Source organism: Amycolatopsis thermoflava N1165 (assembly GCF_000473265.1).
GTDB lineage: Bacteria > Actinomycetota > Actinomycetes > Mycobacteriales > Pseudonocardiaceae > Amycolatopsis_E > Amycolatopsis_E thermoflava.
Window position 1 is genome coordinate 1,113,296 of sequence record NZ_KI421511.1, and the last position, 23,782, is coordinate 1,137,077.

Sequence of the window (23,782 nt, forward strand, 5' to 3'; positions counted from 1 at the left end):
CGGGGGTCCCCCGGGCTGACTACCCGCGTCAGATCTCGCCGTGGGATTCCGTCTCCATTGGTCACCGACCGGTGACATCGACTGATGGAGAAACGGATGTCGCAGGAATCAAACACGCTGAGGCGTGCCGTCGCCCGCGTCGGCGGTGCGCTGTCGGCCGCTGGGCTGGCGGCACTGACCATGGTTGGTGGCGCGTCCCCGGCTTCGGCCGCGGATGCGTCGGTCGGCTGTGGCTACGGCACCGGCGGGCCCAGTGCTTCCACCCTGTGCTGGCTCGACATGAGCGCCTACAACAACACCCAGGCCAGCTCCGCCGCGGGCCAGAACATGAAAGTCACCCTGCCCGGCGGCTACACGATGACGTTCAACATCGTGAACCGGCCCGCTGGCGGCCCGGCGGTGCCGGTGGCCGCCTTCGCCGTGCCAACCAACGGCACGGCGTCGGCCATGGGCAACAGGGTCTACAAGAACATCCCGGGCAAGCCCGCGCTGTACACCAGGGTCAGCGGCGCCAACACGCTGACCCTGCGCGACATCGTGGTCACGGACTCGGGCGGCGCGCGCGTGAGTGGTTACGCGCTGGTGGGCGCCGACGCCGAGAACACCGGGGCCGAAAGCATCACCTGGAATTCGAACCAGCCGATCAACCAGGTCGCCTCGGTTCCCGGAACGCAGGGCTGCCAGGCAAGCACCGCCACCGGTTTCGGCACCAACACCGTGACCTGCACGGGCACCGGGGGAGCCAACACGACCTGGGGCACGCTCGTGGTCAACTCGGTCGGCGCGACCACCTTCTCCCAGACCCTGCGGTCGAACGCGGGCATCGAGGCCGTCGCGTTCGCGGTGCAGACCTCGAAGCTGACGCTGAACAAGCAGGTCACCGACCGACGCCAGGCGAACGACTCGTTCGACATCTCGGTGACCTCGCCGGAGGGCACGACCGTGGGCACGGCCGGCACCGGGTTGTCGAACACCGCCACCACCGGCGCGCTGACCGTCCTGCCGCGCGCGGCCGGCCAGGGCTACACGCTCGGCGAGACCGGCCCGGTCGGCAACTACGACCAGTCCTGGGCCTGCACCAACGCCACCGCGGGCAGCACGACTCCGCTCCCGTCGGGCACCGGCACCAGCGTGCAGGTCTCCCCGCAGCCGGGTGACGACATCTCCTGCACCCTGACCAACACCGGGCAGAAGACGGACCTGAGCCTCGCCAAGGAGGGCCCGGCCACCGCCGCGCCCGGCGACCTCGTCACCTACCGGTTGATCGTCACCAACCACGGCCCCGGGAACTCGACCGGCTACACCGTCAGCGACCGGTTGCCCGCCGGCCTGACCGGCATCACCACGACCACCCCGGGCTGCACCGTCAGTGGCCTGGACCTCACCTGCACCGGCGGTGAACTCGCCGCGGGTGACAGTGCGGTGATCGAGGTTTCCGGCATCGCCGACGGCAGCGTGAAGACGCTCTACAACACCGCGGTCGTCAAGTCCAACGAGATCGACACCGACCCGACCAACGACACCTCCAACGAGGTCACGACCGATGTGGTGCCGATGGTGTCGCTGGCCGTCGCCGGTGGTGTACTCGCACTCTGGCGGCTACGCCCTCAAGCGGCGCCGCAGCAACGCCTGACCGGAGCGATCAGCAAGGCGGGCGGCTCACATCCGGTGAGCCGCCCGCCATCCGCCCCACGCCGCGCTGGCTGAAGTGGACCGACGCGATGCTGAAGCAGCTGTCGCCGCAGGTGCTGGCCGGCTGAGCCGCGCTAGTCGCGGATGACGACGTCCACTGCGTCCCGGAACCGGTACGGGCGGTGGTCGAGCAGGTCGGGGAGTCGCTTGCGCAGCCGGGACAGCTCGGCGCGGACGGTGACGGTGCGGGAGGGGTCGCCGAACAGGCGGGCCGCGAGTTCGGTGGCGGTGAGCCCGGCCCGGTGGCGTGCGAGTTCGAGCAGGATGTCCCAGTGGCGCGGGGACAGGCGGTGCGTCCAGCTGCCCGTCTCACCCTCCACGACGAGGCTGGGACGACCGCCGTCGCACGGGTCGAGCACGACCCGTGCGACGGCGGGGCGTTCGTCGTCCACCGGCCGGACGAGGACGCCGTCGGGCAGGAGCTCGACGGTGCAGTGTCCCAGCGCGGGCAGCCAGATCCGGTCGGTGTTCAGGGTGTGGGGGAGCGGGACGCGGTCGACCGGCGGCAGCCCTTTGGCGGCGGCCACCCAGCCGGACCGGTCCAGCACCAAAGCCGGTCCGGCGACCTTCGGCAGCAGCGGCGCGGCCGTGGCGCGGAGCCGGTCGAGGGCGCAGCGGTGGTCTTCCCGCAGGCTCGCTTCGGCCAGGCCCGCGAGCGCGGTGACGAGCGCGAGGATCGCGGGGTGCGCGGTCGAGACCGGTCCGCTGATGTCGACCGCGCCGAGCAGCGTGCCGTCCCGGGGGTCGCGGATCGGCGCGGCCGCGCAGGACCATTCGTGGTGGTTGCGCGCGTAGTGCTCGGTCGAGTGCACCTGGATCGGGCGCCGCTCGACGAGCGCGGTGCCGATGGCGTTGGTACCGACGGTGTTCTCCGCCCAGCAGGCGCCGTCCACGAAACCCAGCCGGTCGGCCCGCCGGGCCACGCCGGGATGCCCTTCACGCCACAGGACCAGCCCGTCGGCGTCGACGATCACCACGATGTGCCCGGTGTCCCCGGCGAGCGGCACCAGCCCGTCCCGCAGCGTCCGCACCGCCTTCCTGGTCAGGCCGCAGCCGGCGCGGCGCTCCTCCAGGTCGCCGGGGGACACGGGATCCACGGCGGCCCGGTCCGGATCGACACCCTGGCGGCTGACGCGAAGCCAGGACTGCGAGATGACCGGGCGGGGCGCGGTGCCCGGCCGGCCCCCGGCCAGGACGAGGTCCTGTGCCCGGGCCACGTTCCGCGCGTACTGCCGCGGGTCGGCGGTGAACGGGTGGTGGCGCATGGCTCCCTGCCGGTCGCGTCGGTGATCCCAGCTCCGAGCAGGGAACCGCGCCGGCGGCCCGGGCGGCAAGGGTTGCAGGGAGTTGCACGCCCCGTTCCCGCACCGCAACCCCCTGCAACGCTGGTCCCGCGGCCGCGGGCGCTCCTACGGTCGGCGTTCACACCGACCCGACCAGCTGAGGAGCGCCATGTCCCTGAACAGGCAGGCACTGTTGCGTGCCTATCGGAGGATGTCCGAGATCCGCGCGTTCGAAGACCGCCTCCACGAGGAGAACGCCACCGGCGACATCCCGGGGTTCATCCACCTCTACTCCGGTCAGGAGGCCATCGCGGTCGGCGTCTGCGAGAACCTCGCCCCGACCGACTACATCGGATCGACCCACCGCGGGCACGGCCACTGCATCGCGAAGGGCTGCGACATCGACGGCATGATGGCGGAGATCTTCGGCAAGGACGCCGGTCTGTGCCACGGCAAGGGCGGATCGATGCACATCGCCGACCTCTCCGTCGGCATGCTGGGGGCCAACGCGATCGTCGGCGGCGCGCCCTCGCTCGCGATCGGAGCCGCGCTCAGCGCCAAGACGCTCGGCAACGGCGGGGTGGCCGCCTCGTTCACCGGCGACGGCGGGTCCAACCAGGGCACCGTGTTCGAGGCCATGAACATGGCCGTCGTCCTGAAGCTCCCGATCGTCTTCGTCATCGAGAACAACGGCTACGGCGAGGCCACCGGCACCGACTACGCGGTGGGCGCTCCCGACATCGCGGCGCGCGCGGCGTCCTTCGGCATGCCCGCGGTCACCGTGGACGGCACGGACTTCTTCGCCGTGCACGACGCGGCGCGGGAGGCCGTCGAACGGGCGCGCACCGGTGGCGGCCCGACGACCATCGAGGCGCAGGCGCACCGGTGGTTCGGCCACTTCGAGGGGGACGCGCAGCTGTACCGGACGCCCGAGCAGGTCGCGGAGCTGCGCGCCACCCAGGACCCGCTGCGGATCTTCCGCAGCCGGGTGGACGCCAGGAAGGTGAAGGCGGCCGAGTTCGACGCGATCGACGAGGAGTCGCGCGCCCGCGTCGACGCGGCGGTGGCGAAGGCCCGCGCGGCCGCGTACCCGCCGGCGGAGAACCTGCTGACCGACGTCTACGTCTCGTACTGAGAAAGGGAAATCCCATGGCCACGTCGAAGAAGACGTACCGCGAGGCGATCAAGGACGCTCTCGCTCAGGAGATGGCGCGCGACGCCACGGTGGTGCAGATCGGTGAGGACCTCCGCGGCGGTCAGGCCGGCACCAACCCCGACCTGGAGACCAAGAAGATCGAGGCGTTCGGCGGCGTGCTGGGCGTCACCAAGGGCCTGTGGACCGAGTTCGGGTCCGACCGGGTGATCGACACCCCGATCACCGAGTCGGCCATTATCGGGATGGCGGCAGGGGCCGCGCTCACCGGGCTGCGCCCGGTCGCCGAGCTGATGTTCATGGACTTCTTCGGGGTCTGTTACGACGCGCTCTACAACCAGGCCGCGAAGTTCCGGTACATGTTCGGTGGCAAGGCCCGCACCCCGATGGTGGTGCGCGGCATGATCGGCGCCGGGTTCTCCGCCGCCGCCCAGCACTCGCTGTCCCCGTACAACGTGTTCGCCGCGGTACCGGGCCTGAAGGTGGTCGCGCCGTCCAACGCCTACGACGCCAAGGGGTTGCTGATCCAGGCGATCCGGGACGACGACCCGGTCGTGTTCTGCGAGCACAAGACGCTCTACGACCAGAAGGCCGAGGTGCCCGACGAGGCCTACACCCTCCCGTTCGGCGTCGCCAACTACACCCGCGAAGGTGACGACGTCACCGTGATCGCCTTGTCGGCCATGGTGAACCGGGCCAACGAAGCCGCCGACAAGCTCGCCGCCGAAGGCATCTCCGTCGAGGTGGTCGACCCGCGCACGGTGTCCCCGCTGGACGAGGAAGGCGTGCTGGAATCGGTGGCCTCCACCGGACGGGTCGTGATCGTCGACGAATCCGCCGCCCGCTGCGGTTTCGGGCACGACCTCGCGGCGTTGATCTCGACCAAGGCGTTCGGGTCGCTGCGCGCGCCCATCGAGCTGGTCACCCCACCGCACACGCCGGTGCCGTTCTCGCCGGCGCTGGAGCAGGCGTGGCTGCCGAGCGCGGCGCGGATCGAAGCCGCTGTTCGCAAGACGCTGGCGGTCTGATCATGAGCGACATCAAGCTGATCGAGATCCCGAAGTGGGGCCTGTCCATGGAGGAAGGCACCGTGACCGCGTGGCGGCTGGCGGAGGGGGCCGGCTTCCGCAAGGGCGACCTGCTGTGCGAGGTCGAGACGAGCAAGATCACCAACGAGATGGAGGCGCCGTTCGACGGCGTGCTCCGGCGCGTCCTCGCGCGGCCTGGCCAGACCCTGCCGGTCGGCGCGCCGATCGCGGTGTCGGCTCCGGAGAGCGTGAGTGACGACGAGATCGAGCGTTTCCTCGCCCGGCACGGGACCGGCGCGCAGGGGGATACCGCGCCGGTCGCGGCCAACGGTGACGGTGCGAGCCTCGCCGATCCGGTGCCGGCGCGTCCCGCCGCCCCGGAACCGGGCCCGGCGGGGGACACGGTCGTGCCGCCGGAGTTGCGGGGACGGATCGGCGAGGACGTCTTCGCCACCCCCCGCGCCCGCCGCCTCGGCCGGGAGCTGGGGATCGACCTGGCGAAGGTGCCGGGCAGCGGCCGCGATGGCCGGATCTCGGTCGCCGACGTCCACGCCGCGGTCGGCGCGGCCGGTGGACGGGTCGCGCCCGCGCCCGCACCGCCCCGCCCCACCGTGCCGGGACGCTCCAGCCAGGACGACAGCGCGGTGCCCGCCACCCCGGTGGCCCGCCGTCTGGCCGCGCGGCTGGGCATCAACCTGTACGACTGCCGCGCCACCGGCTCCCGCGGCCGGGTGTGCGAGGCGGATGTGCGGGAGGCCGAGCGCAGGTTCGGCCTGACAGCCGCGCCCGAGGTTCCCGCGGCTCCCGCCGAGAGCGGCGCGCGGGTCGAAACCGTGCCGTTGTCGCCGATGCGCAAGGAGATCGGGCGGCGCCTGCAGGCCTCGAAGCAGACCGCGCCGCACTTCCGGGTGAGCGTCGACCTGGAGATCGACGAGCTGCTGGCGTTGCGCGAGCGGATCAACGCGACCGTGCCGAAGGTGAAGCTGTCGGTCAACGACTTCCTGATCAAGGCCTGCGCGGCGGCGCTGCGGCGGGTGCCCGACGTCAACGTGCAGTTCGACGAGAGCGCGCAGGCGGTGCTCCGGCACTCCGCGGCCGACATCTCGGTCGCCGTCGCGCTCCCCGGCGGCCTGGTCACCCCGATCGTCCGGGCGGCGGAGGGCAAATCGCTCGCCGAGATCTCGGCCGAGGTGCACAGCCTGGTCACCAAGGCCAAGACCGGCAGGCTGCGGCCCGAGGAGTTCCAGGGCGGCACCTTCACGATCTCCAACCTGGGCATGTACGGGGTGACGGAGTTCGACGCGATCATCAACCCGCCGCAGGGCGCGATCCTCGCCGTCGGCGCCGGACGGCCGTGCCCGGTCGTCGCAGGCGGGGAGGTGGTCGTGCGCACGCTGCTGACCGCGACGTTGTCCTGCGACCACCGCGTGATCGACGGCGCGCTGGGCGCGGAGTTCCTGCGGGAGCTCAAGCGTCTCGTCGAGTCGCCCGCCCTGATGCTCGTCTAGGAGGACTGCCATGAGCGAGAAGTACGACGTCCTCGTCGTCGGCAGTGGCCCGGGCGGTTACGTCGCCGCGATCCGCGCGGCCCAGCTGGGGCTGCGCACCGCGGTAGTCGAGCGCGACCGGCTCGGCGGGATCTGCCTGAACTGGGGGTGCATCCCGACCAAGGCGATGCTGCATGGGGCGGACGTCGCGCACACCCTGGCCAACCTCGAGCCGCTCGGGTTCCGCGCCGCCGGGGTCACCTTCGACATGGCCGGGCTGGTGAAGTTCAGCCGCTCGGTGTCGGAACGCTTGTCGAACGGGATCGGCTACCTGCTGAAGAAGAACGGTGTGGAGGTGATCACGGGCACGGCCCGCCTGGCGGGCCGGGGCGAGATCGACGTCGCCGCGGACGGTGCGCGCACCCGCTACCGGGCGGACCACACGATCCTCGCGACCGGAGCCCGGCCGCGCTCGATCCCCGGGGTGGCGCCCGACGGCGAGCGCGTCTGGACCTACTTCCAGGCGCTGACGCCGCCGTCACTGCCGGAGTCGCTGCTGGTCGTCGGGTCCGGCGCGATCGGCGTGGAGTTCGCCAGCCTCTACCGCGACCTGGGGACCGCGGTGACGCTCGTCGAGGCGATGCCGCGCATCATGCCGGCCGAGGACGCCACGGTCGCCGAGCACGTCCGCAAGCGGTTCACGGACCGCGGCATCGCTGTCCACCAGGGAGCGTCGGTGTCCGGTGTGGACGCCGGGATCGACGCGGTCACCACGACCCTGACCCTGTCCGACGGGTCGGCGGAGAAGATCACCACCGAACGGGTCCTGGTCGCCGCGGGCATCCAGGGCAACGTCGAGGACCTCGGGCTCGAGGAGGCCGGGGTCGAGGTCGAGCGCGGGTTCGTCCGCACCGACGAGTGGTGCCGGACCACCGCGTTCGGCGTCTACGCGATCGGTGACGTCGCGGGCGCGCCGTGCCTGGCCCACAAGGCCAGTCACGAAGGCGTGCTGTGCGTCGAGAAGCTGGCCGGCGTCGAGCACGTCCGGCCACTCGACCGGCGGCGCGTGCCGGCCTGCACGTACGCGCGGCCGCAGGTCGCGCACCTGGGCCTGACCGAGGAGCAGGCGCGCGCCACCGGGCGGCGCCTGCGGGTCGGCAGGTTCGACTACACCGCCTCGGGCAAGGCGCTGGCGATCGGCGAGGGCGACGGGTTCGTCAAGACCGTGTTCGACGCCGACACCGGTGAACTGCTCGGCGCGCACATGGTGGGCCCGGAGGTGACCGAGCAGATCCAGGGGTTCGGGATCGCCCAGTCCCTCGAGGCGACCACGGAGGACCTCGCCGAAGTCGTGTTCGCCCACCCGACGCTCTCCGAAGCGATGCACGAATCGGTCCTGGCCGGTCTGGGGCGCTCGCTCAACAGCTGACCAGCCCGGTTCTCCTGCCGCGCCGCGACCCGGCTCCGGCGCGGCAGGAGAACCGCCACGTCCCGGAGGTGACTGTTGTGCCTGAAGGTCGGAAGCTGCTGCGGCTCGAGGTCCGCAACAGTGAAACGCCGATCGAGAAGAAGCCGTCCTGGATCAAGACCCGCGCGAAGATGGGGCCGGAGTTCACCGAGCTCAAGGGCCTGGTGCGGCGGGAGGGCCTGCACACGGTCTGTGAGGAGGCGGGCTGTCCCAACATCTACGAGTGCTGGGAGGACCGCGAGGCGACCTTCCTCATCGGTGGTGACCAGTGCACCCGCCGCTGCGACTTCTGCCAGATCGACACCGGCAAGCCGGCGGCGCTGGACCGGGAGGAGCCGCGCCGGGTCGCGGAGAGCGTGCAGGCAATGGGCCTGCGCTACTCGACGGTCACCGGGGTCGCCCGCGACGACCTCGACGACGGCGGGGCGTGGCTGTACGCCGAGACCGTCCGCCAGATCCACGCGCTCAACCCGGGCACCGGGGTGGAGCTGCTGATCCCGGACTTCAACGCCGACCCCGAGCAGCTGGCCGAGGTGTTCGGCTCCGCGCCGGAGGTGCTGGCGCACAACGTGGAGACCGTGCCGCGGATCTTCAAGCGCATCCGCCCCGGCTTCCGCTACGCCCGGTCGCTGGAGGTCATCACCCGCGCCCGCGAGGCCGGGCTGGTCACCAAGTCGAACCTGATCCTGGGTATGGGGGAAACCCCCGAGGAGGTCGAGCCCGCGATGCGCGACCTGGTCGACGCCGGCTGCGAAATCCTGACCATCACCCAGTACCTGCGCCCGTCGGTGCGGCACCACCCGGTGGACCGCTGGGTCAAGCCGGAGGAGTTCGTCGAGCACGCCAAGGTCGCCGAGGCCCTCGGGTTCGCCGGGGTGATGGCCGGGCCGCTGGTCCGCTCCTCCTACCGCGCCGGCCGCCTCTACGCCCAGACCAAGCGCCACCGCGGCGAGGAACTGCCCGCCAACCTGGCGCACCTGGCCGAAGCCGGACCCGCCGCCCAGGAAGCCAGCAGCCTCCTCACCCGCTGAAAGTCCTATCGCCGGCCGGACCGCTGGGTTGGCGGGCGCACACTGCCAGGATCGGAGGCTGCCTTCCGACTGCGCCGCCGTCGAGCAGCACGCGCGCACCATCGGCCGGGGAACCGTCAGGAGGGGCCGGGGCCGCGAGGGGTGAGCGGGCCGGTGGGAGGATGGCGCCCGTGACGGCGAGTACCTACGACATCGACAAGGCGGCCGGCCTGCTGCGCGCCGGGCGGTTGGTGGCCCTTCCCACCGAGACAGTCTACGGCCTGGGCGCCAACGCCGAGGACGCGGCCGCCGTGACGCGGGTGTTCCAGGCGAAGGGGCGCCCGCCGTCGCATCCGCTCATCGTGCACATCGGCGGTGCGGAGCTGCTGGGGGAGTGGGTCGAGGAGGTGCCCGCGACGGCGCGGCTGCTGGCCGAGCACTTCTGGCCGGGGCCGCTGACGCTGGTGCTGCGGCGCGCGCCCCGGGTGCCGCTGGAAGCGACCGGCGGCCTGGAGACCGTCGCCGTGCGGGTGCCCGGCCATCCCGTCGCGCTCGCGCTGCTCGCGGCGTTCGGCGGCGGGGTCGTGGCCCCCTCCGCCAACCGGTTCGGCTCCGTCAGTCCCACGACAGCCGAGCACGTGCGGGCCGAACTCGGCGACGTGGTCGACTTCGTGCTGGACGGCGGCCCGTGTGACGTCGGTGTGGAGTCGACCATCGTCGACGTCACGGGCGACACCCCGAGCGTCCTGCGGCCCGGTGGGGTGACGCGCGAGGACCTCGAAGCGGTGCTGGGGCGGCCCGTCGCGGTCCCGTCGACGAGCCACGTCCGGGTGCCGGGCCAGCACCCCTCGCACTACGCGCCGGAGGCGCGGGTCGTGCTGGTCGAGCCGGAGAAGGTCGTCGTCGAAGCGGAGCTCGCCCAGGAGCAGGGGCACAAGGTGGGTGTCCTGCTGCCTCCTTCGTCCGGCGACGGTCCCGCGGCGGTGCACGCGGTGGTGCCGGTCCCCGGCTCGATGGCCGACTACGCGCGCAGCCTCTACGGGTTCCTGCGCGAGTTCGACCAGCGGGGCTGCGACCTCGTCGTGGCGTCCCTGCCGCCCGAGGAGGGGCTCGGACTCGCGATCGCCAACCGGCTGCGCCGCGCCGCCGGGCCCCGCGACGCGGAATGACGCGCGGTCAGCGGCGCACCGGGTAGCGCAGGTGCAGTACCCGGTTGCCCTGGATGACCACCTCCGGGTCCTCCAGCAGGTGCTGCGCGTCGACCGACCCGAAGTAGCGCTTGCCGGACCCGAACACCACGGGGACGACGTCCATGCGCACCTCGTCGACCAGGCCCGCGGCGAGCACCTGGCCGCCGACGTCACCGGCGGCGACCTCGACCAGCCGGTCGCCCGCGAGCTCCTGCGCCTTGGCGACGGCCGCCTCGACGCCGTCGACGAAGTGGAACGGCGCCCCGGGGTCCCAGCCCTCGGGCGGCGGCCGGTGCGTCACGACGACCACGTGGTCGATCCCGCCCGGGGGCTTGCCGTCCCAGCCGTCGGTGAGGTCGAAGACGTGGCGGCCGGCGATGGTCACCCCGATCTGGTCCCAGTACGCCCGCGTGTAGTCGTAGGACGTCTGCGACACCTTCACCGCCCCGCTGTCGTCCAACGGGACGTCTCCGCTGGTCAGCCAGTCGAACAGCGGCCCTGGCTGGTCGTTGTCGTCCGCGATGAAGCCGTCCACCGACACCGAGCTGTACATGACCACCTTGCCCACGGGACTCTCCTCCTCTGCTTGGGTGCCCCGGAAACTAGCGGGTCGTCGGCCGCGGCTCTTGTAAGAAATCAATCGGCGGGCAGCGGCCAGCCCTCCAGCGCGTGGCCGGGGTGTTCGCGCAGGAACCGCCGCCGGACTTCGAGGTACCGGGTCGGCGTGAGCCCGGTGAACTCCCGCAGTTCGTGGCCGAAGCGGGCCTGGTCGAAGTAGCCCGCGGCGGCGGCGAGGCCGCCCCAGTCGACCGGTCCGGCGGGGTCGATCGCGAACACGGTGGCGAGGAGGCGGTGGGTGCGGGCCAGCCGCTTCGGCGTGACGCCGACGAGCTGCTTGAACCGGTGCGCCAGATGGGTGCTGCTGACACCGGCCGCCACGGTCAGGTCGCCGATCGCCACCGCCCCGCCTGCCGCCGCGATGACACTGCTCGTGTGGCGGACCAGCCCCAGGCCGGTGGTCTCGCGCAGCCGTCGCCTCAACTCGTCCTCGAGCAGCGTCAGCATCTCCTGCGGTCCGTCCGCGGTGGCCAGCCGGTCCTGCAGCTCGGCGACGGCGGGCCGGCCCCACACCTGCTCCACCGTCACCGGCCGGTCGCACAGCTCGGCCGCGGGCATCGGCAGGAACGGCGCCAGCCCCCACGGCTTGAAGTGCACGCCGACGGACGAGGTCCGGGGTGGATAGCCGAACTCCAGCGCGCGGGTGGACATGGTGACCACGCAGCCGTCGGCGTACGAGGCCGTCTCGATGTCGGTGCCGGCGCGGATGCGGAACGGCGCCCCGAGGTTGACGATGAGCAGCGCCGACGGCGCCGGCGGCAGCGTCAGCCGGGCGTACGGCGGCTCGCCCGCCAGGTAGTAGAGGTCGTCGATCAGCCCGTCCAGCGGTGGCCGCGGCACTCGGGACACGTACTCCACGTCCACAGCATCGCGAACGCGCGCCGCGTTGGTACAGCCGCGCTCCGCCGGAGCTTGCCGGGGCAAACAGTCCGATTTATAGTCCCGCGGTGGCAAGGGCCTCCGCCGTCCATCTGGTCAACCTGGACCTCAACCTGCTCGTGGTGCTGCGCGAGCTCCTGCGCGAACGCAACGTCACCCGCGCGGCGGCGCGCCTCGGCGTGACGCAGCCCGCGGTGAGCGCGTCGCTGGCGCGGTTGCGCCGCCACTTCGACGACGACCTGCTGGTGCGCAGCGGCAACGGCTACGTGCTGTCCCCGCTGGCCGCGCAGCTGACCGACCAGGTCGAGGCGATCTGCGGCGCCACCGAACGGCTCTTCGGCACCGGCCACGACTTCGACCCGGGCGTCTCCGGCCGCGAGTTCACGGTGTTCATGGCCGACTACACGATCGAGGTGCTGGGCTCCCGGCTGTCCGCGCTCCTGGCCGAGCAGGCGCCCGGTGTGCAGCTGCACGTCCGGCTGGTCCGCGAGGCGTTCGCCAGGGACATCGGGGGCACGATCCGCCTGATCGACGGCCTGGTCGCGCCCCCGGCCAGCCGGTTCGACCTGCCCGATGTGCGGTCGGTGGAGCTGTTCACCGAGCGGTGGGTGTGCGTCGTCGACGCCGCGAACCCGCACGTCACGGGCGACGAGCTGAGCCTGGCGCAGCTGGCGGAGATGACCTGGGTGGCGCCGTTCCAGCCCGACCGCGGGTTCGCCCCGGCCGCGCCGATGAGCCGCCAGCTGGTGTTGTTCGGCATCCAGCCGCGCATTCGCGTGCGGGTGGAGAGCTACCAGGCGGTCCCGCACTTCGTGGCCGGCACCGACCGGGTGGCGCTGCTGCAGGAACGGCTCGCCCGGCGCGTCGCGCCCCGGCTCGGTCTGCGGGTCCTGCCGTGCCCCGGCGATCCGGAACCGATCGTGGAGCGGTTCTGGTGGCACACCGACTACGACGGCGACCCCGCGCACCGCTGGTTCCGCGAGGTCCTGGTGTCGCTGGCCGCCGGCATCTGAACCACCATCAGCGCTGTTTATGCCCGCGCAGCACGATCTTCTATTTCCGGCCGCCCGGCGCACCCGCTTAGCGTGTGATCCATGCCGCACCCCCTCACCGAGCTCAAGGTCCACACGGTCCGCAAACCCCCCGGGCCCGCCACGCACCACGTCACCGCCGACGTCTGCGTGGTCGGCGCCGGGATCGCCGGCCTGTCCGCCGCCGTCGAATCCGCCCGCCTGGGGCGCTCGGTGGTCCTCGTCGACGCGCTGCCGGTGCTCGGCGGCCAGATGGTCAACTCGCTGATCGGCCTGTTCTGCGGGGTGTTCGGCAACGCGCCCGGCTACCGCCAGCTGACCCACGGGATCTTCGACGACATCTTCCGCGACCTGGACGCCACGGGCGACCTGTTCTACAACCGCCGGCACACGATCACCGTCGGCTACGACGAGGTCGCGCTGGGCCGGTGGGTGGAGAACACGGTGCGCGAGCACGGCATCCAGGTGATCACCGGCGCCTCGATCACCGGGGTGGTCCGTGACGGGGAACGGATCGAGTCGGTCACCTTCGCGACCCGGTACGGCACGGTCGAGGTCGGCGCGGTCGGCTTCGTCGACGCCAGCGGCGACGCCTCCCTGGTGTGGGAGGCGGGGCTGCCGTGCCGGCTGCCGGAGCGCGAGATCTACGGCTCCCAGCAGCTGGTCGTCGAGCACGTGGACGAGGACGGCACGCCGGACCCGGACGTGCTGGCCGAGCGGGTCGGCGCCAAGGCGGCGGAGTACGGCCTGCGCCGCCACGACGGGCTCGCGTTCTACTTCCCCGGCCGGGGCACCGCCGTGCTCAACATGACCCACATCGAGGCGCCGCTGGACCCGATCGCCGCCGCGCGTGCCCAGCTCGACGGCAAGGCGCAGGCCGACCGGGTCGTGGCGTTCCTGCGCACCGAGTTCCCGGAAGCGTTCGGCCGGGCCCGGGTGCGGGCCTACGGGTTCCCCGGGCGGCGTCAGACCCGCTGGGCGCAGGGCGCCCACCAGCTGACGCTGGACGAGGTGCGGTCCGGGAAGCGCTTTCCCGACGCGGTCGCGCGCACCGCGTGGCCGGTCGAGCTGCACGACAGCCCGGAGGGCTACGTGTGGGAGACGTTCGGGCCGGACCACGTGCACTACGTGCCGCTGCGCGCGATGACGCCGCCGGAGGCGCACAACGTCCTGGTCGCCGGCCGCTGCGTCGACGGCGACGCGGCCGCCCTGTCGAGCATCCGGGTGATGGGCCCGTGCGGGGCGATGGGCATGGCGGCCGCGCACGCGCTGGACCTCGCGGGCAAGGACAGCGTGCACGACATCGACCACGGCGATCTCGCCGCCCGGTTGTCCGCCAACCTCGACGGCTGAGGAGGACAGAACCCTTGGTACGCAGCGACTTCCCGCCCGGCACGGTGCGCTGGGCGACCCGGCGCGCCCAGTGGCGCGCGCTCGGCCTCACCGACGACGACCTCCGCAAACCCAAGATCGCGGTGGTCAACTCCTCGTCGGACCTGGCCATCTGTTTCAGCCACCTGGACGAGATCGCCGCGCGGATCAAGAAGGGCATCGCCGCGGCGGGCGGTCTCGCCTTCGAGGTGCGCACGACCGCGCCGAGCGACTTCATCCACTCCGCGGGCCACGGCGGCGGCTACATCCTGTCCGCCCGCGATCTCATCGTCAACGACATCGAGGTCGCCGTCGAGGGCGCCCAGCTGGACGGCATGATCTGCCTGGCCAGCTGCGACAAGACCGCTCCGGCGCAGCTGATGGCCGCCGGGCGGCTGGACATCCCCACCCTGCTCGTGGCGTGCGGCTACCAGCCCAGCGGGTGCTTCCGCGGCGGGCACTGCGACATCGAGGAGGTGTTCCTGCACGCCTGCGGCTCGTCCACAGTGGACGAGCTGACCGAGATGAGCGACGTCGCCGTCGGCGGGCCCGGGGTGTGCCCGGGCATGGGCACCGCGAACTCGATGCACATCGTCGCCGAGGCCCTCGGCATGGCGCTGCCCGGGACCACCCCGGTGGCGGCGAATTCGCCCGCGATGTGGGCCGCCGCCGACGACGCCGCCGCCCGGATCGTCGAGATGGTCGGTGAGGACCTGCGCCCGCGCGCCGTCCTCACCGAAGCGGCCTTCCACAACGCGGTCCGGGTGGCCCTGTCGGTCGGCGCGTCGATCAACACCGTCAAGCACCTCCAGGCCATCGCGGCCGAGTCCGAAGTGGACGTCGACGTCCTCGGCCTGTACGCCGAGCTCGGCCCTGCCACACCGGTCCTGTCCGCCGTCCGGCCGAACGGCCCGCACACGATCGAGCAGTTCGAGGCCGCGGGCGGCGCGGCAGCGGTGATGCGCGCGCTCGGCGACCTGATCGACCCGTCGCCGGTGACCGCGACCGGCGCCACCGTGGGTGAGAACCTGGCCCCGGTCACCGTGGCCGATCCGGAGGTCATCCGTCCTCGCGACCGGCCGTTCACCGGCCAGCCGCTGATCGTGGTCCTGCGCGGCTCTCTCGCCCCTTCCGGCGGCATCGTCAAGCTCGCCGTCGGCGACGAGCGGCCGGCCGCCTTCACCGGCCCCGCCCGCTGCTTCGAGTCGCAGGAGGACGCCGTGGCCGCGCTCGCCGATGGGCGGATCGCGCCCGGCGACGTCGTGATCGTCCGCGGGCTGGGCCCGCGTGGCCGCCCCGGCATGGGCATGGCGTCGCAGATCGTGTTCGCGCTCGACCGCGCCGGGCTCACCGGCCGGGTCGCGGTCGTCACCGACGGCCAGCTCTCCGGCCTGGTCAACCGCGGCATCGTGGTCGGCGAGGTGCGCCCCGAGGCCGCCGACGGCGGGCCGCTCGCGCTCGCCCGCGACGGCGACACCGTCCACATCGACCTGCCCCGCCGGGTCTGCGACCTGCGGGTCGCCCCGGCCGAACTCGCCACCCGAAACCCCCAGCCGGCCCAGGACCACGAGGAGACCGGCTGGCTGTCCGTCTACCGCCGGACCGTGCGTCCCCTCGACGACGGCGCCGTGCTCCGTCCCTGACCTCACCCCGACAGGAGGCCGCAATGGCGCTGCCCGAAGTTCCCCCGTCCACCGCCATCGGCGAAGCCGACCAGCGACGGTCCGCCCGCGGCGGGGCGTTCTCGATGTTCGTCGACAGCTTCGACGTGTACCTGCCCGCGCTGGTCCTGCCCGCCGCGATGGCCTACTTCATGCCGCCCGACCTGCCCGCGTCGGTGCGCGCCACGTTCACCACCCTGCTGTTCACGGTCGGGCTGGTCGGCCGCCCGATCGGCAGCGTGATCTTCGGCAACCTCTCCGACCGCATCGGCCGCAAGCCGGTCACCATGATCAGCGGCTGGGGTTTCACCATCGTCACCCTGCTGATCGGCCTGCTGCCCGGCTACGGGTCCTGGGGCTACGGCGCGATCGCCGTGTTCGCGGCGCTCCGGCTGATCGGCGGGATCTTCCTCGCCGGCGGGTACGCCGCGCCGATCCCGCTCGCGCTGGAACAGGCGCCACCCGGCCGTCGCGGTCGCGTGGGCGGTCTCATCGGCGTCGGCGCCCCCGCTTCGTTCCTGGTGATCAACACGCTCCTGCTCGGCATGCTCGACGTGCTCCCGCACAGCGGTTTCCTCTCCTGGGGCTGGCGGATCCCGTTCTTCCTCGGCTTCGCGCTCGGGGTGGCGTACCTGATGCACTACCGCCACGTCGTCGAGGACGACTCCGCGCGCACCGCCCGCCAGGGCGCCCGTCAGCCGGTGGTCGAGCTGTTCACCGCGCACCGGGCGCTGATCTTCAGCGTGTTCCTGTTCACCTGCGGCTACTGGTTCGCCACCCAGATGTCGGTGTCGTTCCTGCCGACGCTGCTCGTGCAGGTGCTCGACCAGAGCCCGCGGCTGTCGTCGGCCGTGGAGATCATCGGGTCGGTCTGCTCGATCGTGCTGATCATGGTGCTGGCCGCGGCCGGGCAGCGGTTCGGGCGGCGTGCGCTGCTGATGCGGTGGGCGCTGGTGCTGGCGTTCGTGGTCGGCGGCGCGTTCGCGCTGCTGGTCGTCGCCGCCCGGGCGGGCGCTCCGGTGTGGTTGATCGCGCTCATCGCGGTGGTGGCGAAGGTGCTGCCGTCGGCGCCGCTGGGCGTCATCCTGGTCTACCTCAACGAGCGGTTCCCCGCCTCGGTGCGGGCCAGCGGGTACGGGATCGGTTACATGTTCGGCCTGATCCTGCCCGGCCTCTACACCGTGTGGCTGCTCGCGTTGTCCGCGATCATGCCGTACGAGTTCACCCCGATCGTGCTGATCGTGTTCGGCGGCCTGCTGATGTTCGCGGCGGTGCGCCGCGGGCCGGAGACGAACCCGGTGGGGCAGCACGCGCCCGTCGTCGCGAGCGAGGTGGTCCGGTGATCCTCACCGACGAGGAGAAGGCCATGCGCGACGGCGCCGAGGGCCCGGCCGTCGCGGCCGCCATGGACCTGCTCATCCGGTACGGCGACGCGCTGGGCGCTCAGCGGCTGTGCGACACCCGCAACGTGGCTGGTACCAGCACCCAGCCCTCGCCGCTGAAGGCGAAGCTGGTGGCCGAGGGCGGCTGGCACAAGGCGTTCGCCGTGCTCAACCTCGACTGCGACGACGCCATCGAGATCCCGGACATGCGGGTGCCGACCTGCCAGCTGCAGCAGGGTTTCGGGCCGGACTCGGCCGGCGTGGTGCCGTATCCGAAGGAGTTCGTGGAGCTGCAGAGCGACGCCGAGGCCTTCTACGGCCGCCGGGGTGTGAACATCCTGGCCACCTGCACGCCCTACCAGGTGGGCAACCTGCCGGTGCGCGGCGAGCACTGCGCGTGGATGGAATCCTCCGCGGTGGTGTACTGCAACTCGGTGCTGGGCGCCCGGACCAACTGCGAGGGCGGCACGTCCACCGGCGCGGCGTCGCTGACCGGGAAGATCCCGTGCTGGGGCAACCACCTCGCGGAGAACCGGTTCGGCACCCACCACATCCGCGTCGAATCCGGGGTGCGCGACTTCCTCGACTGGGGCATGCTCGGGTACTTCGCCGGGGAGCTGGTGCAGGACCAGCGACCGGTGGTCACGGGCGAGTTCACGCGTCCGGATCTGGTCGACCTCAAGCACTTCGGCGCGGCGGCGGCATCCTCCGGTGGCGTGGAGCTCTACCACCTCCCCGGGATCACCCCGGAGGCGCCGACCGTCGAAGCGGCCTTCGACGGCCCCGTCCCCGACGCCGTCGTCTACGGTCCCCGCGAACGGCGGGCGATCTACGAGAAGTTGAACGACCAGGGCCGGTCCACCGACGTCGACTTCGTGCTGCTGGGCTGTCCGCACGCCTCGATCGACCAGATCCGCGCCGCGGCGCGGGCCCTGGACGGCAAGCGCCTGCACTCGGGCACCCAGCTGTGGATCATGGCGCCGCGGGCGCTCAAGGCGGTGGCCGACCGCAGCGGCTACACCGCCGTGATCGAGAAGGCGGGCGGCAAGCTGCTGGCCGACTCGTGCCCGGCGATGTCGCGGGTGGCGCCGCCGGGCACGAAGGTGTTCGCCACCGACTCGGCCAAGCAGGCCCACTACCTGCCCGCGATCCTGGGCGTCGAGGCGTGGTTCGGGTCGCTGGAGGACTGCGTGGACGCGGCGGTCACCGGGCGCTGGCGGGGAGGGCTGCGATGATCACGTTGCGTGGACGCACGGTCGTGCCCGGCGTGGTCGAGGGCGAGGCGCTGGTGTCGCACGAGACGATCTCCGGCTGGGGCGGCATCGACCCGGCCACCGGCACGATCACCGAGCGCAGGCACGAGCTGTGCGGGGTGTGCTTCACCGGGAAGATCCTGGTCTTCCCCGGCGCGAAGGGGTCGTCCGGCTGGTCGGGTTTCTTCCAGTCCACCCGGCTGCTGGGCACCGCCCCGCTGGGCATGATCTTCACGGTGACCACGACGAAGGCCGCGCTGGGCGCCGTCGTCACCCGGGTCCCCACGCTGAGCGACCTCGACCAGGACCCGGTCGCGGTGATCCGCACCGGCGACCACCTTCGCCTCGACGCGGACCGCGGGATCGTGGAGATCACGCGGGGGTGAGGGCAGGCCGCCTGCGCACCGATGAGGTTTCCGCGCCGTGTCCGTCTGTACCGGTGAGACTCACGGGAGGCTGGCGCGATGCCGAAACTGACCTTTGCCATGAACGTGACCGTGGACGGCTACATCGCCGCGCCGGGCGGCGACCTGGGCTGGAGCGGGGGTGAGGGACCGGACTCGTCGCCGGGCGACGAGCTGTTCCAGTGGTGGTCCGACCGGGTGGCGGCGACGGGCCTGTCGCTGTACGGGCGCAAGCTGTGGGAGGAGATGAGTTCCCACTGGCCGACCGCCGACGAGCAGCCCGGGGCCACACCGGCGGTGATCGAGTTCGCCCGCCGCTGGCGGGACATGCCGAAGGTGGTGTTCTCCTCGACGATCGACCAGGTCGGCTGGAACACCCGCCTGGTCACCGGGGACGCGGTCACCGAGATCACCCGGCTCAAGGCCGCGGACGCCGGCCCGATGGACGTCGGCGGCGCGACCCTGGCCGGGGCGGCCATGCGGGCCGGGCTGATCGACGAGTACGTGCTGGTCACTCATCCGGTGCTGGTCGGCGGCGGCACGCCGTTCTTCGCCGCGCTGGACAGCTGGGTGAACCTGCGCCTGGTGGAGACCCGGACGTTTCCCGGCGGTGTGGTGCTGACCCGGTACGAGACGAGGTGATCACAGGGCCGGGGGCAGGTCCAGCCAGGGTGTGCCGGTGGCGTCGAATCCGGTGAGCTCGGCGATCGTGCCGTCGACGATGTGCAGGAGCGCGATGGCGAAGAGCCGGTGTTCCGGGTGGCCGGGGGTGCGCAGGTAGAGCGCGGCGGCGGGCATGCGGTTGACGGTCGTGGCGATGCCGCGCCAGTCGTCGTGGCCGGGCTGGAAGAGTCCGCCGGAGATCCAGCCGTCCACCGCGTCCTTGGCTGTCGTGGTCACGGTGCCCGGGTCGGGGAGCATCGCGAAGCGCAGGTCGTCGCGCAGCAGGGACGTCAGCGCGTCGAGGTCGTTGCGCTGGTGGGCGTCGATGTAGGACTGGACCACGCCGCGTTCGTCGCTGGAGAGCTCGTGGGTGGCGGGGCTGCGCCAGTCGAGGCGGCGGCCGGGCAGCTGCGTGCGCATGGTCACGCGGGCGCGTTGCAGTGCGCTGGTCACCGAGGCGACGGTCAGGTCGAGGGCCTCGGCGGTCTTCGGCGCCGGCCAGCCGAGGACGTCGCGCAGGATGAACACCGCCCGCTGCCGCGGCGGCAGGTGCTGGACGGCGACGATGAACGCCAGCTCGATCGTCTCCCGCGCCACCGCCGCGTCCTGCGGGTCCTCGGGCAGCATCCGGTCGGGGTAGGGCTGCAGGTAGGGCAGCTCGGAGTCGGGCAGCCCGGACGGCACGGGTGTGCGGTTGTCGCGCTTGTCCAGGAAGTCGAGGCAGGCGTTCGTCGCGATCCGGTACAGCCAGGTCCGCGGCGTGGCGTGGCCCTGGAACGACTCCCGCTTGTGCCACGCGCGCAGGAACGTCTCCTGGGTCAGGTCCTGGGCGTCCTCGTAGTTGGCGAGCATCCGGTAGCAGTGCACCAGCAGCTCACGCCGGTGGCGCTCGGTGATGAGCGCGAACCGCGCCGGATCGCCGGAACGAGCCGCGGCGATGAATGTGGCCTCGTCGGCGCCGGGCGGTCGAGCGTCGGTCATGGTCGTCAATCCTTCCACGAGGGGGTCACCAGAACTGACGACGTGGCGGAGGATTTCTGATCGGCCGGGAGTGTTGCGCATCCTTGACGAGCGTCACCAGTGCGCTAGTCTCGGAGCATGTCCGGGGTTGCCGCGTTCCGGCTCAGCGACGAGCAGCGGGAGTACCAGCGCTGGGTGCGCGACGCCGCCACCGGGAAGCTCGCCCCGCGTGGAACCGGGCGGGTGGACCGGGAGCTCGTCCGCACCCTGGGGGAGCTGGGGTTGCTCCGGGGACTGTTCGGCGGGGGCGCCGAGCCCTCGGACGCGGCCGCGGTGCAGTTGTGCCTGCTGCGGGAGACGATCGCCCAGATCAGCACCGAGGCGGAGACCGCGCTGGCCCTGCAGGGGCTGGGCAGCTACCCGATCCTGCAGTCCGGCTCGGCCGAGCTGCGGGCCCGCTGGATCCCCGCGGTGATCTCCGGGGAGGCCGTCGCCGCGTTCGCGCTGACCGAAGCCGGCGCGGGGTCGGACGCCGCGGCCCTGCAGCTGCGCGCCGAGCGCGACGGCGATGGCTGGGTGCTCACCGGCGAAAAGCTGTGGATTTCCAACGCTCCCGACGCCGACATCTACACGGTGTTCGCCCGCACCACCCCCGACGCCGGCGCGCGCGGGGTCACCGCCTTCGCCGTCCCCGGTGACAGCGCGGGATTGTCCGGCGAGCCGCTGGACATGCTGTCGCCGCACCCGATCGGCCGTCTGGTGTTCGACGGCGTCCGGGTTCCCGCGGGCGCCGTGCTCGGCGAGGTCGACCGCGGGTTCGCCGTCGCCATGCGCACGCTGGACCTGTTCCGGCCCAGCGTCGGCGCGTTCGCGGTGGGAATGGCGCAGGCGGCGCTCGACGCGACCGTCACCCACGTCCGCGAGCGCCAGGTGTACGGCGCGCCGCTGGCGAGCCAGCAGGCCGTGGCGCACCGCATCGCCGACCTGGCCACCGAACTCGAAGCGGCCCGCCTGCTCGTCTACGCCGCGGCCGCCGCCTACGACGACGGCGGCGAGCCGGAGCAGCAGTCCCGGCGGTCGGCCATGGCGAAGCTGTACGCCACCGAGGCGGCGCAGCGGATCGTCGACGGCTGCGTGCAGCTGCACGGCGCGGCCGCCCTGCGGCACGGGCACCCGCTCGAACACCTCTACCGCGACGTCCGGGCGCTGCGCATCTACGAAGGCGCCTCCGAGGTCCAGCGTTCCATCATCGCGCGCAACCTGATCGGCAGGGAGTACACCCGATGACCTACCGCTTCCACGCCTCGCCGCGGCTCACCGAGGACTGGCGGCACTTCCGGTTCGGCAAGGCCGACGGGGTGGCGACGGTGACGCTGGACCGGCCGGAGAAGCTCAACCCGCTGACCTTCGAAAGCTACGCCGACCTGCGCGACCTGCTCGCCGAGCTGCCGCACCACCAGGACGTGCGGGTGCTGGTGATCCGCGGCGAGGGCCGGGGTTTCTGCGGCGGCGGCGACGTCGAGGAGATCATCGGCGAGCTGATCAAGATGGAACCACGCGACCTGATGCGGTTCACCAAGATGACCGGCGCGGTGATCCGGGCCATGCGGGAGTGCCCGATCCCGATCATCACCGCCGTCCACGGCATCGCGGCCGGAGCCGGCGCCGTCGTCGCACTCGCCTCCGACTTCCGCGTCGTGAGCACCTCCGGGCGGTTCGCGTTCCTGTTCACCAAGGTCGGGTTGTCCGGTGGGGACATGGGCGCGGCCTACCTGCTGCCGCGCGTGGTCGGCCTGGGCCGGGCCACCGAACTGCTGATGCTCGGCGACACGATCGACGCCGAGACCGCCGACCGCTACGGCCTGGTGTCGCGGCTGGTCGCCGACGCCGACCTGGACGCCACGGTCACCGAACTGGCCCGCAGGCTGGCCGACGGCCCGGCGCTGGCGCTCGCGCAGACCAAGTCGCTGCTAACCGCCGAGCTGGACATGTCGATCTCGGCGTCGATGGAACTGGACGCGATGACCCAGGCCCTGCTGATGACCACCCGCGACCACGCCGAGTTCCACGCCGCCTTCACCGAACGCCGCCAGCCGCGCTGGGAGGGGCGGTGAGGGTCGCGCTCGTGACGGGTGCCGGCCGTGGCATCGGTCGCGCGATCGCGCGGCGGCTCAGCGCCGAAGGCTGCCGGGTCGCGCTGGTGGCGCGCAACCGCGAGCAGCTCGACGAAACCGCCGCCGGGTGCGCCGGGCCGGTGCACGTGATCCCCGCGGACGTCACCGACCCGGACGCCGCCGACCGCGTCCACCACGAGATCGAACAGCGATGGGGTCCGGTGGAGATCCTCGTCGCCAACGCCGGCGCGGGCCATTCCGCCCGCCTGGAGCGCACCACCGACGCCGACTGGCAGCGGATGCTGGACCTCAACCTGACCGCGCCGTTCCGGTTCGTGCGCCGGTCGGTGCCGTCGATGCGCGCGGCGGGGTGGGGGCGGATCGTCGTCATGGCGTCCACGGCCGCGCGGATCGGCGAGCCCTACATCGCCGCCTACACCGCCAGCAAGCACGGCGTGCTGGGCCTGGTGCGCGCCGCGGCGGCGGAGCTGGCCCGCACCGGCGTGACGGTGAACGCCGTCTGCCCCGGCTACGTGGACACGCCGATGACGGAGCAGACGATCGCCACCATCGTGGCCACGACCGGGCGCAGCGCCGAGGAAGCGCGCGAGACCTTGGCGCGCAAGCAGCCGATCGGCCGGCTGATCCAGCCGGAGGAGGTGGCCGAGGCGGTGTGGTTCTGCGTGCGGTCCGGCGCGGTGACCGGGCAGGCGATCCAGGTGGACGGAGGTGCGGTGCAGTGAGCGTGCAGCGGGTGAATCCGCCGGAGCTGGCGCCGCCGCGGGGGTTCTCCCACGCGGTGGTCGCGACCGGCACCACGGTGTTCCTGGCCGGGCAGACCGCACTCGACGCCGATGGCCGGATCGTCGGCGGCACCGTGGTCGAGCAGTTCGAACGCGCGCTGTCGAACCTGCTCGGCGCGCTCCGCGCCGCCGGTGGCGCGCCGGACCGGCTGGTCAGCCTCACCGTCTACGCCACCGATCTGGCCGGCTACCGGGCGCACGCCCGCGAGATCGGCGAGGTGTGGCGGCGCCTGGCCGGCACCGACTACCCGGCCATGGCGGCGATCGGGGTGTCCCGGTTGTGGGATGCCGAGGCGCTGGTGGAGGTGCAGGGTTTCGCCGTCGTGTGAGCC

General features: G+C 72.4%; 22 protein-coding genes. 18 read left to right on the forward strand and 4 right to left on the reverse strand.

The window, feature by feature from the left end; genetic code table 11:
- Positions 1-96: 96 nt before the first annotated feature.
- Complete coding sequence (locus AMYTH_RS0105490; protein WP_027929440.1) at positions 97-1,707, forward strand: DUF11 domain-containing protein; 1,611 nt, start codon at positions 97-99, stop codon at positions 1,705-1,707.
- Positions 1,708-1,766: 59 nt separating this feature from the next.
- On the opposite strand, the gene AMYTH_RS0105495 is transcribed toward AMYTH_RS0105490, so the two are convergent.
- The gene (locus AMYTH_RS0105495; RefSeq protein ID WP_027929441.1) at positions 1,767-2,957 is read right to left on the reverse strand and encodes a helix-turn-helix domain-containing protein; all 1,191 of its coding nucleotides are present in this window, start codon (positions 2,955-2,957) and stop codon (positions 1,767-1,769) included.
- A gap of 187 nt (positions 2,958-3,144) precedes the next feature.
- Here AMYTH_RS0105495 and AMYTH_RS0105500 point away from each other — a divergent pair, with 187 nt between their 5' ends.
- The 6 genes from AMYTH_RS0105500 to AMYTH_RS0105525 all read left to right on the forward strand — a co-directional run bounded on the left by AMYTH_RS0105500 (position 3,145) and on the right by AMYTH_RS0105525 (position 10,290).
- Positions 3,145-4,110 (forward strand): thiamine pyrophosphate-dependent dehydrogenase E1 component subunit alpha, encoded by a 966-nt coding sequence (locus AMYTH_RS0105500; RefSeq protein ID WP_027929442.1) that lies wholly within the window; start codon positions 3,145-3,147, stop codon positions 4,108-4,110.
- Between the two features lie 14 nt (positions 4,111-4,124).
- Positions 4,125-5,156, forward strand: a complete 1,032-nt coding sequence (locus AMYTH_RS0105505) for an alpha-ketoacid dehydrogenase subunit beta (protein ID WP_027929443.1) — start codon at positions 4,125-4,127, stop codon at positions 5,154-5,156.
- Between the two features lie 2 nt (positions 5,157-5,158).
- Entirely contained in the window at positions 5,159-6,664 is a 1,506-nt protein-coding gene (locus AMYTH_RS0105510) for a 2-oxo acid dehydrogenase subunit E2 (RefSeq protein ID WP_027929444.1), read from the forward strand.
- Between the two features lie 10 nt (positions 6,665-6,674).
- On the forward strand, positions 6,675-8,072 hold the full coding sequence (gene lpdA / locus AMYTH_RS0105515; protein WP_027929445.1) for a dihydrolipoyl dehydrogenase: 1,398 nt from the start codon (positions 6,675-6,677) through the stop codon (positions 8,070-8,072).
- A 68-nt stretch (positions 8,073-8,140) separates the two neighbouring features.
- Positions 8,141-9,142: a lipoyl synthase gene (lipA, locus tag AMYTH_RS0105520; protein ID WP_027929446.1), complete on the forward strand. Its 1,002-nt coding sequence runs from the start codon at positions 8,141-8,143 to the stop codon at positions 9,140-9,142.
- A 161-nt stretch (positions 9,143-9,303) separates the two neighbouring features.
- Positions 9,304-10,290: an L-threonylcarbamoyladenylate synthase gene (locus AMYTH_RS0105525; protein WP_027929447.1), complete on the forward strand. Its 987-nt coding sequence runs from the start codon at positions 9,304-9,306 to the stop codon at positions 10,288-10,290.
- Between the two features lie 7 nt (positions 10,291-10,297).
- On the opposite strand, the gene AMYTH_RS0105530 is transcribed toward AMYTH_RS0105525, so the two are convergent.
- Positions 10,298-10,879, reverse strand: coding sequence for a dihydrofolate reductase family protein (locus tag AMYTH_RS0105530; protein ID WP_027929448.1), 582 nt, complete (start codon positions 10,877-10,879; stop codon positions 10,298-10,300).
- Positions 10,880-10,947: 68 nt separating this feature from the next.
- Positions 10,948-11,769 carry a helix-turn-helix domain-containing protein gene (locus AMYTH_RS0105535; RefSeq protein WP_027929449.1) on the reverse strand — a complete coding sequence of 274 codons (822 nt, stop codon included), beginning with the start codon at positions 11,767-11,769 and terminating at the stop codon, positions 10,948-10,950.
- Between the two features lie 107 nt (positions 11,770-11,876).
- Here AMYTH_RS0105535 and AMYTH_RS0105540 point away from each other — a divergent pair, with 107 nt between their 5' ends.
- From AMYTH_RS0105540 to AMYTH_RS0105570, 7 genes are all read left to right on the forward strand, one after another.
- Positions 11,877-12,821 (forward strand): LysR family transcriptional regulator, encoded by a 945-nt coding sequence (locus AMYTH_RS0105540; protein ID WP_027929450.1) that lies wholly within the window; start codon positions 11,877-11,879, stop codon positions 12,819-12,821.
- Between the two features lie 81 nt (positions 12,822-12,902).
- Positions 12,903-14,192, forward strand: a complete 1,290-nt coding sequence (locus tag AMYTH_RS0105545) for an FAD-dependent oxidoreductase (protein ID WP_027929451.1) — start codon at positions 12,903-12,905, stop codon at positions 14,190-14,192.
- Positions 14,193-14,206: 14 nt separating this feature from the next.
- Positions 14,207-15,853 (forward strand): dihydroxy-acid dehydratase, encoded by a 1,647-nt coding sequence (gene ilvD, locus AMYTH_RS0105550; RefSeq protein ID WP_084022525.1) that lies wholly within the window; start codon positions 14,207-14,209, stop codon positions 15,851-15,853.
- Between the two features lie 23 nt (positions 15,854-15,876).
- Positions 15,877-17,214: an MFS transporter gene (locus AMYTH_RS0105555; RefSeq protein ID WP_027929453.1), complete on the forward strand. Its 1,338-nt coding sequence runs from the start codon at positions 15,877-15,879 to the stop codon at positions 17,212-17,214.
- Positions 17,211-18,488, forward strand: coding sequence for an aconitase X (locus tag AMYTH_RS0105560; RefSeq protein WP_027929454.1), 1,278 nt, complete (start codon positions 17,211-17,213; stop codon positions 18,486-18,488). Before AMYTH_RS0105555 ends, AMYTH_RS0105560 begins: the two co-directional genes overlap by 4 nt.
- A complete protein-coding gene (locus AMYTH_RS0105565; protein WP_027929455.1) occupies positions 18,485-18,892 on the forward strand; it encodes an aconitase X swivel domain-containing protein in 408 nt (135 codons plus the stop codon). The genes AMYTH_RS0105560 and AMYTH_RS0105565 overlap by 4 nt, the downstream gene beginning before the upstream one ends.
- A gap of 78 nt (positions 18,893-18,970) precedes the next feature.
- Entirely contained in the window at positions 18,971-19,552 is a 582-nt protein-coding gene (locus AMYTH_RS0105570) for a dihydrofolate reductase family protein (protein WP_027929456.1), read from the forward strand.
- On the opposite strand, the gene AMYTH_RS0105575 is transcribed toward AMYTH_RS0105570, so the two are convergent.
- Positions 19,553-20,554: an RNA polymerase subunit sigma-70 gene (locus tag AMYTH_RS0105575; RefSeq protein WP_027929457.1), complete on the reverse strand. Its 1,002-nt coding sequence runs from the start codon at positions 20,552-20,554 to the stop codon at positions 19,553-19,555.
- Positions 20,555-20,671: 117 nt separating this feature from the next.
- On the opposite strand from AMYTH_RS0105575, the gene AMYTH_RS0105580 reads away from it, so the two are divergent.
- From AMYTH_RS0105580 to AMYTH_RS0105595, 4 genes are read left to right on the forward strand one after another with little or no spacing between them, the layout of a single operon-like run.
- Positions 20,672-21,820: an acyl-CoA dehydrogenase family protein gene (locus AMYTH_RS0105580; RefSeq protein WP_027929458.1), complete on the forward strand. Its 1,149-nt coding sequence runs from the start codon at positions 20,672-20,674 to the stop codon at positions 21,818-21,820.
- Positions 21,817-22,647 (forward strand): enoyl-CoA hydratase family protein, encoded by an 831-nt coding sequence (locus AMYTH_RS0105585; protein ID WP_027929459.1) that lies wholly within the window; start codon positions 21,817-21,819, stop codon positions 22,645-22,647. The genes AMYTH_RS0105580 and AMYTH_RS0105585 overlap by 4 nt, the downstream gene beginning before the upstream one ends.
- On the forward strand, positions 22,644-23,390 hold the full coding sequence (locus tag AMYTH_RS0105590; RefSeq protein WP_027929460.1) for an SDR family NAD(P)-dependent oxidoreductase: 747 nt from the start codon (positions 22,644-22,646) through the stop codon (positions 23,388-23,390). The genes AMYTH_RS0105585 and AMYTH_RS0105590 overlap by 4 nt, the downstream gene beginning before the upstream one ends.
- Entirely contained in the window at positions 23,387-23,779 is a 393-nt protein-coding gene (locus AMYTH_RS0105595; protein ID WP_017982595.1) for a RidA family protein, read from the forward strand. The genes AMYTH_RS0105590 and AMYTH_RS0105595 overlap by 4 nt, the downstream gene beginning before the upstream one ends.
- Positions 23,780-23,782: the final 3 nt, after the last annotated feature.

What these genes read in the sequence shown, in the direction of transcription:
- AMYTH_RS0105585 (WP_027929459.1), top strand. Translation starts at nt 21,817, where the DNA reads ATGACCTACCGCTTCCACGCCTCGCCGCGGCTCACCGAGGACTGGCGG.
- AMYTH_RS0105505 (WP_027929443.1), top strand. Translation starts at nt 4,125, where the DNA reads ATGGCCACGTCGAAGAAGACGTACCGCGAGGCGATCAAGGACGCTCTC.
- AMYTH_RS0105510 (WP_027929444.1), top strand. Translation starts at nt 5,159, where the DNA reads ATGAGCGACATCAAGCTGATCGAGATCCCGAAGTGGGGCCTGTCCATG.
- AMYTH_RS0105565 (WP_027929455.1), top strand. Translation starts at nt 18,485, where the DNA reads ATGATCACGTTGCGTGGACGCACGGTCGTGCCCGGCGTGGTCGAGGGC.
- AMYTH_RS0105500 (WP_027929442.1), top strand. Translation starts at nt 3,145, where the DNA reads ATGTCCCTGAACAGGCAGGCACTGTTGCGTGCCTATCGGAGGATGTCC.
- AMYTH_RS0105555 (WP_027929453.1), top strand. Translation starts at nt 15,877, where the DNA reads ATGGCGCTGCCCGAAGTTCCCCCGTCCACCGCCATCGGCGAAGCCGAC.
- AMYTH_RS0105580 (WP_027929458.1), top strand. Translation starts at nt 20,672, where the DNA reads ATGTCCGGGGTTGCCGCGTTCCGGCTCAGCGACGAGCAGCGGGAGTAC.
- AMYTH_RS0105490 (WP_027929440.1), top strand. Translation starts at nt 97, where the DNA reads ATGTCGCAGGAATCAAACACGCTGAGGCGTGCCGTCGCCCGCGTCGGC.
- AMYTH_RS0105495 (WP_027929441.1), bottom strand. Translation starts at nt 2,957, where the DNA reads ATGCGCCACCACCCGTTCACCGCCGACCCGCGGCAGTACGCGCGGAAC.
- AMYTH_RS0105575 (WP_027929457.1), bottom strand. Translation starts at nt 20,554, where the DNA reads ATGACCGACGCTCGACCGCCCGGCGCCGACGAGGCCACATTCATCGCC.
- lpdA (WP_027929445.1), top strand. Translation starts at nt 6,675, where the DNA reads ATGAGCGAGAAGTACGACGTCCTCGTCGTCGGCAGTGGCCCGGGCGGT.
- AMYTH_RS0105570 (WP_027929456.1), top strand. Translation starts at nt 18,971, where the DNA reads ATGCCGAAACTGACCTTTGCCATGAACGTGACCGTGGACGGCTACATC.
- AMYTH_RS0105525 (WP_027929447.1), top strand. Translation starts at nt 9,304, where the DNA reads ATGGCGCCCGTGACGGCGAGTACCTACGACATCGACAAGGCGGCCGGC.
- AMYTH_RS0105545 (WP_027929451.1), top strand. Translation starts at nt 12,903, where the DNA reads ATGCCGCACCCCCTCACCGAGCTCAAGGTCCACACGGTCCGCAAACCC.